The organism is Halanaerobium sehlinense, assembly GCF_055379485.1.
Window position 1 is genome coordinate 2,456,808 of the sequence record NZ_AP042442.1, and the last position, 12,049, is coordinate 2,468,856.

The window sequence follows — 12,049 nt, forward strand, 5'->3', positions numbered from 1 at the left end:
CTATAAATTTTCTTTCATTAAAATTTCTGCTAATCTAAAATCTATAATATCATCCACATCAATCGACTCTCTTCTATTCATAATATATGCATAAGATCTATTTATATAAAAATCATTATATTTTTTATAATAACTCACCTTAGCCAAATAAATAGCTCCATTCAATCTATAGTATGTTGGCAATTCCTGTCGTCTTTTATCTTTTCTTATATCAATAAAATTGTCTAAAGATAATGATTCATCCAAAGTGTTGCTCCATAATGGATTATGATCTGTTTCGCAAACACTTACTACTGCATTAGCGTTTTTTTCTTTCAATAAATTATAAGCTTCTTCAATGTTCTCGGCAGTTCTAAGTGGTGAAGTAGGCTGCAATAACATAAAATAATCATATCTTTCGTCTTTTCTTTTTTCCATTTCAGTTATAGCATGCAAAATAACTTCAATTGTTGTAGATTCATCATCCGATAATTTTTTTGGCCTAATAAAAGGAACTTCCGCTCCAGCCTCTTCCACAATCTTAGCATATTTTTGAGAATCAGTTGAAACAATAATAGTAGAAAAAATTCCGCTTTCTAATGCAGCATCAATTGTATAATTAATCATTGGTTTCCCATTAAGATTTTTAATATTCTTATCTTTTAATCCTTTTGAGCCACTCCGTGCAGGAATTATTGCTAAAATTTTATCTTTCATTATAAACCAACCTCAATATTGTAAAAACTCTTTTTCAAATCTATCTTATTACTTAACAAATAATCTTCAAGAACTTTTATGATTTCATCAGAGGTACCTTCTTTTTCATAAGGATTGTTAACATTTTCAAATTTATTATTTAAATATAAAGTATCTACTTCTTTTAAAGTTGATAAAATATCTGTTTTATTGGTTTTACAATCAAATACTGACTCAGCTTTAATTCTACCTTTTTGACGGTCTCCAATATTTATTGATGGAATATTTAAACTTGGCGCTTCTAAAATCCCACTTGATGAATTCCCTATCATAGCAAAACAATTTTTTAATAAACTTAAGTAATTTTCGATACTTAAAGAAGTAAATGCATATGAGTTATTCTTTTTATTAATATAGTTGTCAATCATCTGATTTATAATTCTGCCTTCAGTATCAGAATTCCCTTTAACAAAAACTCTAGAAAGGTTTTTATCATATTTATCAATTGCTTTTAATAGTTCTCGGAAATTACTTTCAGTTGTTTTATTTTCTAAAGTAACAGGATGAAAAATAATTAATAGATATTTTTCACTTAAACTTATATCTAATTCTCTTTCAAGATCTTTTTTAGATAATAGATCAAAATCAAAAACATTTTCAACACCAAGCGCTCCAACATTAAAAACTCTTTCTGGGTCTTCTCCAAGTTGAATAACTCTTTTTTTATATTCTTCAGTTGAAGTGAAATGCAGATAACTCATTTTGGTCATGCTGTGACGAAAGGAATCATCAAAAGCGCCTTCAGTAAGCTCTCCGCCATGCAGATGCGCAACAGGTATATTAGCAACTGAAGCAGCTGCCGTTGCAGAAAAAGTTTCATATCTATCACCAAGAATAATAATCAAATCAGGATTTAACCTCTGATAAGATTCTGAAAAGCTAATCAAAGCTAAACCCATTGATTTACTTATGCCAATAGAGGTATCAGAACTTAATAAAATTTCAACTTTTTCATCAATCTGAAATCCATCAGACTCTATATTCCTATATGTTAATCCAAACTCAGGTGATAAATGCATTCCCGTAGCTATTAATTGTAATTCAAACTTAGGATTCTCATCAATTTTTTTAATCAATGGCCTCAAAAGACCATATTCAGCTCTGGTTCCAGTTACCACACATACTTTCTTTTTAATCATAGTTCAATCAACTCATCAAAAGCAAACTTTCTTTTCGCTTTCTTACCCAAAATATTGGGCCACTGCATAGGATTAATGCCATCTCCAGGTCTTTTTATAGTTAAATTATCCTCAGTAAATAATTCTCCCTTTTTGATATCTTCAGCAGCCACTATACTTTTTCGAGCAATATCCTTATTTTTAGATTCAGAGATAGAAGGCTTTTTAATTCCATCCCCAAGTGCATTTTCAACATTTCTAATTGCATCAACCATCTTTTTTAATTCTTCCGGCTCTAAACTTGCTCTGTGATCTGGGCCCTCCATTGAATTATCAAGGGTGAAGTGTTTTTCAATAACCTCTGCACCTAAGGCCACCGCAGCTGTTGGAACTTCAACACCCTTAGTATGGTCAGAATAACCAACATCAACTTTAAAAGCTTCTTTAATAGTTAACATAGCTTTCAAATTAACATCTTCCATTGGAGTTGGATATTCCGTATTGCAATGTAAAACAGTAATATCTTCTGCTCCATTCTCCTTTAATAAATCTAAAGCCTTTTCAATCTCAGATAAATTAGCCATCCCTGTTGACATAATAATTTCTTGCTTAAGTTCTGCAATTTTCTTTAGATAAGGATAGTTTGTTATTTCACCAGATGGTATTTTCCAGATATCTAAACCAATTTTATTTAATAAATCTACGCTATCTAAATCAAAGGGAGAAGACATAAATTTAATACCTTTTTGCTCACAATAAGTTTTTAAAATTTCAAAATCTTTGGTTTTAAGCTCTAATTTTTTTAACATCTCATATTGGCTTTTCTCAGATGTTGTTTTGTTTTGATAATCAGCTTTTTTAGCTGATTTTGATGTTAACTTATCAGCAGTAAAAGTTTGAAATTTAACTGCATCTACACCAGTCCAAACAGCCTTATCTATTAACTTTTTTGCTAATTCAATACTACCATTGTGGTTAACACCAGCTTCAGCAATTATAAATGTTCTCATAATCAATATCTCTCCCTACATGGAACTCCATAAGCTGTAACATCATTTGCAATATCATTTAAAACAACACTACCTGCACCAATTTTTACATTTATACCAATCTTTACTCCTTGAATAATCGAACTTCCCATACCAACCCAGCTTTTTTTCCCCACTTTAACATTACCTGCTAAAGCTGCATTTGGAGAAATATGAACAAAATCATCAATTTTATTATCATGCTCAATAACGCTTGAAGTATTAATAATACAATGAGAACCAACCTTAACTGAACTATTAAGAACAGCATTTGCCATAACTACTGTTCCTTCCCCAATTTCTACATCTTTAGCTAATATTGAACTTGGATGAACTGCCGTATAATATTTTAAGTCGAATTTATTTACAATCTTTTCTCGTGTAGTATTATTACCAATAGCAATGATAAAATAATAATCATCTTTGTTCAAAGAATTGATCTTATTTATCTTATCAATCAACGGTATACCCTGGTATACAGCTTTTTTTGTCTCATACTTATCATCCAAAAAAGCTTCAATTTTTACACTTTCGTTTAAAACTTTTTTTCTTTTAAGTATAATATCCGCAATAACCTTTGCATGTCCACCAGCACCAATAATAATTATCTTTTTCATGGTTAATCGCCTTAAACCTTATATTCTTTTAACATATCTACAACTTGATAAACTTCTTCTTTACTAAGATTTGTGCTGCAAGGAATATTAATAAGGTTATCAACATAATGTCTTGCTTTGTCAATTTTATAGGCTTCACATTTTTGATATGGTTTTTGATCACTAATTAAACCCCAGAGAGGTCTTGCCTGAATACCGACTTCATTTAACTTGTTTAATAATTGGTCTCTATCGATACCATACTTTTCTTCATCTACAACTACAGAATAAAACCAGTAGTTTGGCCTTGTATTTTTATTGAATGATAATAATTTTAAACCTTTAATTTTATCTATTTCTTCTTTATACAATTCATAATTTTTCTTTTTAACTTTAATAAAGTCTTCTAGTCGATCAATCTGTTCAGTTCCAAAGGCTGCTGCAATATTTGTTAATCTATAATTATAGCCTATCTCATCATGTTTATAATATAAGGGGTCAGTTTTAGCCTGCACAGCAAGAAATCTTGCCTTTTCTATAATCTCCTCATCATTTGAAACAAGCATGCCTCCACCACCGGTTGTTAATATCTTATTAGCATTAAAAGAAAGCACTCCAATATCACCAATGGTTCCAGTATGTTTGCCCTTATATTTGCCTTTATCATAAAATGAGCCAAGGGATTCTGCGGCATCTTCTACAACCTTTAGATCATATTTATCTGCTATTTGCATTACTCTTTCCATATTAATAGGATTACCAAAGACATTGACTATAGTTAAAGCTTTGATAATATTACCTGAGTTTTTATTTAATAATCCATCTTTAGTATTTTTGCAATTTTCTTCTAAAAACTTTTCTAATTTATCTAAATTAATATTTAAACTATCATCACAGTCCATAAAAACTGGTTTAGCACCAAGGTATGCAATTGGATTAACGGTAGCTATAAAAGTAACTGTAGGAACAATCACTTCATCTCCGGCTTCTACTCCTAGAATTTGAAAAGCAAGATGTAAAGCTGCTGTACCACTCTGAACACCTACTACCTCATCTATCCCAACATAATCTGCAACCTTTTCTTCAAATTCAGTTATAAATTTACCCCCTGTTGAAACCCATCCAGTATCAATACATTCTTTAACATTATCTAAAATGTCCATTGATAAATTAGGAACTGAAAGGGGAATATTTAATTTCTTATTCATGCTAATTCTCCTAGTTATTATATTCAGTTTCTTTATATGTTGTAACTATTTTTTTGAGTTGCTTTTTCAAGTTAATTCTATCAAAACTAATTAAATAATTACCTAGTTCAGCCAACCCCTTCTCAAGATCTAAATCTTCTCTACCTATCTGAGAAATATAGATTTTGTCATTCTCAGTTTTCTGACAGTTACTTATATCATATAAGAGTTCTTCATACAGCTTTTCTCCAGGTCTAAGCCCTGTAATTTTTATGCCAATATCTTTGCCAATTCTCAACCCAGATAGTTCAATCATTTTTTCTGCCAAATCCATTATTTTAATTGGCTCACCCATGTCAAGCACAAATACCTCTCCACCTTGACCTATATAACCTGCTTCCAAAACTAGTTGAGCTGCCTCCGGAATAGTCATAAAATACCGGGTTACTTCTTCATGAGTAACTGTTAAATCTTTGCCTTCTTTTATTAAAGATTTAAATAATGGAACAACACTTCCATTACTTCCTAAAACATTTCCAAATCTAACTGCCATATACTTTGTTTTAGATTTTTTATTTATATTTTCTAAAATAATCTCAGATAAACGCTTTGTTGCACCCATAACATTTGTTGGATTAACTGCTTTATCAGTAGAGATTAAAACAAACTTTTCTACCTGATATTTATCTGCCATATCAAGCAAATTTTTAGATCCAAAAACATTATTCTTCACAGCCTCTTCAATGTTTTTTTCCATTAAAGGTACATGTTTATGAGCTGCTGCATGATAGACTAAATCAGGTTTATATTGTTTAAATAAAAATTCTAATTTATTTTTTTCTCTAATGTTTGCTATTTCAAAATTTATTTCAACATCATAATGTCTTTCTAAAAATAATTTTAAAAAATATAAATCATTTTCATTTATATCTAATATTATTAACTCTTTTGGATTATATTTTACGATCTGTCTACATAATTCACTACCAATAGAACCAGCAGCACCTGTTACTAATACTTTTTTATCATTTATATATTTATTAATGTTTTCATTATTGATCTGTATTGATTCTCTCCCCAATAAATCCTCTACCTGTACTTCTCTTAACTGTTTAGTGAAAGGTTCACCTTTTAAGAGTTCTTCTACTGTAGGTAAAACTTTGATTTCTACATTCTTATCAAGCTTTTTTAGGTTGTCATAAATTTTATTTAATCCCTGATGATCTATTTCAGTAGTAGCAACAATCACTTCATCAATATTAAAATCTTTTATATAATCATTAATGTTATCGTGATGTCCCAATATTTCATAACCATCAATTTTATGTCCATGCTTTGAAGAATCTGCATCTAAAAAGCCAATTATTTTATAATCATATTTATCACCGTTTTGCGTTATCTCTTTCAAAACATGTTTACCAGCACTACCAGCACCAATAATTAACACTTTTCTCATAAAATCACCTGTATTCTTATATAATAAAAAAAGTTATATATAATTACCTTCATTTATAAAATAAAAATAAATATATATAACCTCACAAAACCAACCTTGCCCATAAATAAAAAAATAGTTTTTTACATATAAACTCAATCCCTTAAGTTCATATACAAAAAACTCTTATATTCTATATCTATATTTTCTTTTCTCATTCCCTATTCAACACTATGTCCACTTTGTTGAGATCAAAGTGTATTGCTAAAAAAAATAACCTGATCCTTGAACTTATATCATAGTTTTTTAAACCTCTAACTCAATTCATCTTAACCATATGAAAACCCCGGTTCCAAAGATTCCCATACATATTCAGTTGTCAACGTACCTGAGTTAAGATTGCATTCTGTGACATCGGATGTCATATATCAAATAATACTTTTATGTCGTTCACAAGTTATATTTTATAACATTATTTAAAATACATCAAATAATTAGAGTATCTAATTTTGTCGAATGACAAAGTAAAACTTTTCAGTTAACAATCTTTGTGACATCGGTTGTCATTTTTGTGCTTTTTCTTTATTGATTTTAATTGATATATAGATTTAATGCTGCAGCCACTCAAGAAACTATTTTTTATCTTTTCTGATGTGTTCAATTTCTTAACAACTTTTATTATAATACACTCCTGCTTTAAAATCAATTAATATTTCTCTGTTTTTTTGTCGAACTAGCCTGGATTTAAGAACACAAGTTCGTTTTGTGATATAATATACTTAGAGACTAGTTCTCAGGTCTTATCTTTTTAAAGATAAAATTCTAAGAGAAAGAGGTTAAAAAAATGGCAACTCCCCATGATAAGTTTTTCAAAGAAATGTTTAGCAAAAAAGAAGTAGCGGAATCATTTATCAAAAACTATTTCCCCCAGGACCTTTTAGAACTTTTTAATACTGATGACTTAGAAATTTCCAAAGACTCTTTTGTTGACGAAGACTTAAAAGAATTTTTTTCTGATGTTGTTTATCGAGTTAAATTAAATGACCATGACGCTTTTATCTACTGTCTTTTCGAACACAAAAGCTACCCGGATAAAAAAGTTTCGCTTCAACTGCTGAAATACATGACTAAAATCTGGGATCTACATTTAAAACAAAATAATTTTGGTAAACTGCCAGTGATCCTACCCCTCTTGATTTATCATGGTGATAGGAGGTATAATGTAGATAAGAGATTCATTTCGATGGTCAATACTCAACCGAATACTGAAAAGTTTATTCCAGATTTTGAATACTTATTTTTTGATTTCTCTAAATACACTGATCAACAAATTATAGGTAGCATTCAGCTTCAAATAACTTTAAAAATTCTATATAGTGCTTTTGTTAAAGATAATTTCGGTCAGCAGTTTGAGGAAATTCTTGAATTAATCAAAAAACTAAGAGATACAGAGACTGTTTTAGAATATTTTACAGTTGGCTTGAAATATATACTTGAAATTGTAGATTATGATGTCGATATTATGAAAAATAAGGTAGATACTATTATTCCTGAAAGGAGTGAGACTTTTATGTCTACAGCAAACAAATTGCGAGAAGAAGGTAAACTTGCAGGTAAAAAAGAAGGCATAAGGGAAGGGTTTTTAGATGGTCGAAAAGAAGGAGTAAAGGAAGGTAAAAAAGAAGAACTCATAGAAACCATTGTACGACTTACTACAAAAAAATTAGAAATTAATTCATTCTCTCCAGAGCTAGAAGAAAAGCTTGACAATACTGAGCTCGGAACTTTAAAAATAATTAGAGATAATCTGTTAAACATTGAATCAATTGAGGATTTAGAAGAATACTTAAACTAAAGAGCAGTCTTTTCTGCTCTTTCTTTTTTTAATTATTCTTCATCGACATCTACCCCAGCTAAAAAAGATAGATCTTTATTGATTTTTTCTTCTGGTAGGAGCTCCATCTCATCATTATCAATTATTAGAGCTTTTAAATTACTCAATTTGACATGCTTTGTTCTTTTCTGCCATCTCTCTCCAATTTTGTGTTTCTTTATTTGATATAGAATTCCTTTTTGGGGATTGCGAGTAGCAATATCAAGCCAATCTCTTGTTTCTTTTTCAGTTAATAATTCAATTTCAAATAATCTTAAAATAATCGTTTTAAACGGCACTGCAAAAATATCCATTAACTTTATTATTTTCAATATAGTTAGATCAGCAGATTTTTTTGTTTTCAAAAGATTAAGCTGTTTGTTTAAAACATCTTTAGGCACCAATAATAATGCTTAGATCCTCAATATCTTCTAAAACTCTAAAAATATCATCCTGAAGTATTAAATCATCGGAACCTACAAATTAATTTTGAAAATATAGCACCTCTTTTTCTACTGCTTTAGTCTTCACACTACCCATAAATGCAACTACAGAATCTTCTGATAATTCTTGATCTACTTCCATTAGTTCATTAACATCAAGGTTTAATATTTGAGCAACCTCTTTAATTTCTGTAAGAGTAATATTTTTTCTACCATGTATAATCTTATTAATCATCTGACGTGAGGTTCCTAGTCTTTCTGCTAAATCAGTCTAAATCATAGATTTTAATCGAAGATACTAGCTTCGAGTCGGATGGTGCTTCTAACTACTTCATATAGATTAAAACTCAACCTATATTACTAGGTTAGTTTACAAGATATTTGGTTTTTAAGTCGCACCAGGGGCACCCCCTATCTAAACAGAACATACAAGCACTGTTTAAGGTTGCCGCCTAAGTTATTAGGATACCCTTAATCTTGGATGTTTAAAATTTGGTGGTCCTGGCTGCCCTTTATATTTTTGAGGATTCTTATTATAATCTTTGAGAGAAGCAAAAAAAATAACCAGACAACATGCCTGGAATAATTAAATATGACTCAGAATATCTTTTATTACTATTTTAAGTTGTGGAATTTTATTTTCAATTACATTCCAAACTATTTCTAAGTCAACTCCAAAATAGTCATGTATTAATATATCTCTGAGGCCAGCAATTTTTCTCCATTCTAAATCAGGATATTTCTCACGAATATTAGAAGGTATGTTTTTAACAGCTTCACCTATAATTTCAAGGTTTCTTAAAATAGCATCTTGAACCATCTCTTTTTCTTTAAATTCTTCATATGACATGTCACCTGAATAGTTCTGAACTTTATTTATTGAACTTAAAATATCTTTTAAATATACTTCAGGCCTCCGCATATTTAGCACTTCCTAAAATCTCTTCCTTTAATTCCTCTTTCAATGCATCTTTAGTCACAAGATCTACATCTTTATTTAAATTATCCTCAAGATAAAATTTTAAATCCATATAATTATCAAAAGTCTTTTCTCCTTCTTTAAATTCAACAAGAAGATCAATATCACTATTATTATTGGCCTGACCACTAACATATGAACCAAATAAAGCAATACTTTTAACTCCGAATCTATTTAAAATACTTCTCTTTATTTGTAGAAATTCAATAATTTCTTGAGCAGTCATATTATCGACCTCCTATTTCTATTTTAGCACCATTAATAAAATAAAACAAGTTTATAATTTGATAAAAAACTATTCAATATTTTAACATTTTTTTATAAACTCTAACCTTAAAATCAATTAATATTTCTCTGTTTTTTTGTCAAATTAGCTTGGATTTAATTAATCTCGATAAGTTACAAATTTCTAAGAAATCATTTGTTAATAAACGCCTAAAAAAATATTTTTCTGATGTTGTTTATCGAGTTGAATTAAATAAACAAAATGCCTATATCTACTGCCTTTTTGACTTTTCTAAGTATAGTGATCTGGAGATTATAGGAAGTATACAGTTACAAATAGTTTTAAAAACACTTCACAACAGGAATGAAATATATACTGGAAATTAAGGATTATGAATTTGATATTATGTATAATAAAGTTAATTTAATAATCTTTGAAAAGAGTGAGACATTCATGTCTACAGCAAACAATTTGCGCGAAGAGGGTAAATTAGACGGAATTAAAGAAGGAATGAAAGAGGGGAGAAAACAGGAATTAATTGAAACTATTTCAATCTTAATAAAGGATAAGCTACCAATAGATAAGCTTCCGGACAATCTGGAGAGTAAACTTAATAAATTAGATTTAATTGTTTTAAGAGAAATTCGCACTGATTTATTAAAGGATATTATAACTATTAAATCACTTGAGGATTTAGAAGAATATTTAAACTAAAGAGCAGACTCTTCTGCTCTCTTTTTTATTTAAATCTTTCATTCATCATTACCCTCAAATCTACTTGATTTTCTAAATCTCTTTTCAGCTCATCCAAATTATCAATGTTAAAAACAGAAATATTCTGACTTCCTAAATATTTAATGAAATCTTCTTCTGTCATTTCAGCAAATTCAGTACTTTGGCTTATAGACAATTTTCTCTCTTTAAAATATTTAACTGCCAGGTTTCTTTTCATTTCTTGAATTATTTCATTTTGATCCATCTTTAAACTCAAAAGTATCTCTTCGGTCAATTCTATTTCTTTTTTGATACTCATAATAATTTCCCCTTTTTAATGGATCTTTTAAGTCAAAGCTATTATACTGATATTATATCATTCTAAATATAATTAATAAAAAAAGGGATAATCTCAATGAAAAGAATGAGCAGCAAAGAAATTAAAGAGGCTATAGAAAAAGTCAGGGCATCACTAGCTGTAGAAAATATTGAAGTGGATGAACTCAATCTGATCATCGGAGAAAAATATTTGAAGGGAGACATATCAAGCGAAGAAGCAATAGATATTATTACTGAATATATACCTTGAATTTGACTATGTCAATGGTTCAATCAAGTGGAAGCCAGGTAAAAAATCTTAAAAAACAGAAATTAGATAAAAGAATAGAAAAACTTTATGGTGTCTTTGAAGAGGGCCTTAACTATGTTTGATACTATTGATCAAATAAAGATATTTACCGGCTCTAGGTGCTCCACCTTTAAATCCGGATCCCAGTGCAGAAGCAGGCTCTCCTCTTTATTTATCCTTGCCAGCTCTTCCTCTGCAGTAAATACTTCAAAATCCAGATCATTTTCCCTTAAGACTAAAGAAACCAGATCAAGAATCTCATCTTCCTTTTCATAACTGTAAAGATAAAGGTCTTTATTCTCTTTTTCAGCCCGGGCTGCTAATTTAAGCACCTCAGCTTTGATTTCTTTGATTGCCTGATAGGATTTTTTAACGTATGTAATAGTCTTTTTGGTTTTTTCTTTAATACCTGCCGGAGTTAAGATGTATTTAATATTCCGGGAATTAAGCCTTTCAATTTTAATCAGACCTTTTTTAGCACACTTTTTAAGAAGGGTATTAACCAGACCTAAAGAAATACCAGCCTCTTTGGCTATTTCCCGCTGGGAAGGACTATCTTTGCTATTTAATATATTTAAAATGTCAGTTATTTTTTCTTCCATATTAACGACTCCTGATCTTTTATAACTTCTTTTTTGAAATCTTCTTTTTTAGCAAATTTTTGTAATCCACTATAAGTGATAATATCAACTGATAAACCTAGAGCTTCTTCTATATCCAATTTTACAGCTGTTAATTCAAATAAATTATTTTGAGAAAGTTCCACGATTAAATCAAGATCACTTTTACCATTAACAGCTTCACCGCGAGCATAGGAACCAAATATTCCAGCTTTCTTAATATTGTGCTTGTTTAATATATCTTTAATTTTTTTTCTCTGCTCCTGTGAAAGATTCATAATTAATCTCCCTCCTAAAGTGAAAACTTAACTCTGATTATATTATATCACCTACTGTGAAGATTATAAATAAAAATATAAAAAACCGCCCCGGGAAAAGGGCGGTAAAAACAAGGAGAAAAGTATCTAGTACTTTTAATTTATGTTATAGCTGCTCTCTGCAGCAGCTTTAAAAAGGGGAAAACTTTA

General features: G+C 29.6%; 16 protein-coding genes and 1 pseudogene. 4 read left to right on the forward strand and 13 right to left on the reverse strand.

The genetic code is table 11. From position 1 onward, the window contains the following. The 6 genes from ACZ446_RS11990 to ACZ446_RS12015 are packed head-to-tail and all read right to left on the reverse strand — an operon-like array spanning nt 1 to nt 6,120. Nucleotides 1-696 carry an acylneuraminate cytidylyltransferase family protein gene (locus tag ACZ446_RS11990; protein WP_464392787.1) on the reverse strand — a complete coding sequence of 232 codons (696 nt, stop codon included), beginning with the start codon at nt 694-696 and terminating at the stop codon, nt 1-3. Beyond that, nucleotides 696-1,874 carry a UDP-N-acetylglucosamine 2-epimerase gene (neuC, locus tag ACZ446_RS11995; protein WP_464392788.1) on the reverse strand — a complete coding sequence of 393 codons (1,179 nt, stop codon included), beginning with the start codon at nt 1,872-1,874 and terminating at the stop codon, nt 696-698. Before neuC ends, ACZ446_RS11990 begins: the two co-directional genes overlap by 1 nt. Continuing rightward, the gene (neuB, locus tag ACZ446_RS12000) at nt 1,871-2,863 is read right to left on the reverse strand and encodes an N-acetylneuraminate synthase (protein ID WP_464392789.1); all 993 of its coding nucleotides are present in this window, start codon (nt 2,861-2,863) and stop codon (nt 1,871-1,873) included. The genes neuC and neuB overlap by 4 nt, the downstream gene beginning before the upstream one ends. 2 nt (nt 2,864-2,865) lie before the next feature. Further along, on the reverse strand, nt 2,866-3,498 hold the full coding sequence (locus ACZ446_RS12005; protein WP_464392790.1) for an acetyltransferase: 633 nt from the start codon (nt 3,496-3,498) through the stop codon (nt 2,866-2,868). 11 nt (nt 3,499-3,509) lie between these two features. Next, nucleotides 3,510-4,685, reverse strand: a complete 1,176-nt coding sequence (locus ACZ446_RS12010; protein ID WP_464392791.1) for a LegC family aminotransferase — start codon at nt 4,683-4,685, stop codon at nt 3,510-3,512. A gap of 10 nt (nt 4,686-4,695) precedes the next feature. Beyond that, nucleotides 4,696-6,120, reverse strand: coding sequence for a polysaccharide biosynthesis protein (locus ACZ446_RS12015; protein WP_464392792.1), 1,425 nt, complete (start codon nt 6,118-6,120; stop codon nt 4,696-4,698). Nucleotides 6,121-6,943: 823 nt separating this feature from the next. Between ACZ446_RS12015 and ACZ446_RS12020 the strand changes: the two genes are divergently transcribed. Continuing rightward, nucleotides 6,944-7,954 (forward strand): Rpn family recombination-promoting nuclease/putative transposase, encoded by a 1,011-nt coding sequence (locus ACZ446_RS12020; RefSeq protein ID WP_464392793.1) that lies wholly within the window; start codon nt 6,944-6,946, stop codon nt 7,952-7,954. Between the two features lie 32 nt (nt 7,955-7,986). Here the strand turns inward: ACZ446_RS12020 and ACZ446_RS12025 are convergent, their stop codons facing one another. The 4 genes and pseudogenes from ACZ446_RS12025 to ACZ446_RS12040 all read right to left on the reverse strand — a co-directional run bounded on the left by ACZ446_RS12025 (nt 7,987) and on the right by ACZ446_RS12040 (nt 9,620). After that, nucleotides 7,987-8,373, reverse strand: coding sequence for a hypothetical protein (locus ACZ446_RS12025; protein ID WP_464392794.1), 387 nt, complete (start codon nt 8,371-8,373; stop codon nt 7,987-7,989). An 82-nt stretch (nt 8,374-8,455) separates the two neighbouring features. Continuing rightward, nucleotides 8,456-8,674: pseudogene (locus ACZ446_RS12030) on the reverse strand (helix-turn-helix domain-containing protein); the annotation flags it as partial. A 327-nt stretch (nt 8,675-9,001) separates the two neighbouring features. After that, entirely contained in the window at nt 9,002-9,337 is a 336-nt protein-coding gene (locus ACZ446_RS12035) for a HepT-like ribonuclease domain-containing protein (protein ID WP_464392795.1), read from the reverse strand. Then, nucleotides 9,324-9,620, reverse strand: coding sequence for a nucleotidyltransferase family protein (locus ACZ446_RS12040; protein WP_464392796.1), 297 nt, complete (start codon nt 9,618-9,620; stop codon nt 9,324-9,326). Before ACZ446_RS12040 ends, ACZ446_RS12035 begins: the two co-directional genes overlap by 14 nt. 149 nt (nt 9,621-9,769) lie before the next feature. Here ACZ446_RS12040 and ACZ446_RS12045 point away from each other — a divergent pair, with 149 nt between their 5' ends. Together ACZ446_RS12045 and ACZ446_RS12050 are read left to right on the forward strand one after the other, a co-directional pair. Then, nucleotides 9,770-10,006 (forward strand): Rpn family recombination-promoting nuclease/putative transposase, encoded by a 237-nt coding sequence (locus ACZ446_RS12045; protein WP_464392797.1) that lies wholly within the window; start codon nt 9,770-9,772, stop codon nt 10,004-10,006. Next, the gene (locus tag ACZ446_RS12050) at nt 9,984-10,334 is read left to right on the forward strand and encodes a hypothetical protein (RefSeq protein WP_464392798.1); all 351 of its coding nucleotides are present in this window, start codon (nt 9,984-9,986) and stop codon (nt 10,332-10,334) included. The genes ACZ446_RS12045 and ACZ446_RS12050 overlap by 23 nt, the downstream gene beginning before the upstream one ends. 25 nt (nt 10,335-10,359) lie before the next feature. On the opposite strand, the gene ACZ446_RS12055 is transcribed toward ACZ446_RS12050, so the two are convergent. Further along, nucleotides 10,360-10,653, reverse strand: coding sequence for a UPF0175 family protein (locus ACZ446_RS12055; RefSeq protein WP_464392799.1), 294 nt, complete (start codon nt 10,651-10,653; stop codon nt 10,360-10,362). A 96-nt stretch (nt 10,654-10,749) separates the two neighbouring features. On the opposite strand from ACZ446_RS12055, the gene ACZ446_RS12060 reads away from it, so the two are divergent. After that, on the forward strand, nt 10,750-10,923 hold the full coding sequence (locus ACZ446_RS12060; protein ID WP_464392800.1) for an antitoxin VbhA family protein: 174 nt from the start codon (nt 10,750-10,752) through the stop codon (nt 10,921-10,923). Between the two features lie 131 nt (nt 10,924-11,054). Here the strand turns inward: ACZ446_RS12060 and ACZ446_RS12065 are convergent, their stop codons facing one another. Beyond that, nucleotides 11,055-11,564, reverse strand: a complete 510-nt coding sequence (locus ACZ446_RS12065) for a winged helix-turn-helix transcriptional regulator (protein ID WP_464392801.1) — start codon at nt 11,562-11,564, stop codon at nt 11,055-11,057. Beyond that, nucleotides 11,549-11,860, reverse strand: coding sequence for a nucleotidyltransferase family protein (locus tag ACZ446_RS12070; protein ID WP_464392802.1), 312 nt, complete (start codon nt 11,858-11,860; stop codon nt 11,549-11,551). Before ACZ446_RS12070 ends, ACZ446_RS12065 begins: the two co-directional genes overlap by 16 nt. Nucleotides 11,861-12,049 lie beyond the last annotated feature (189 nt).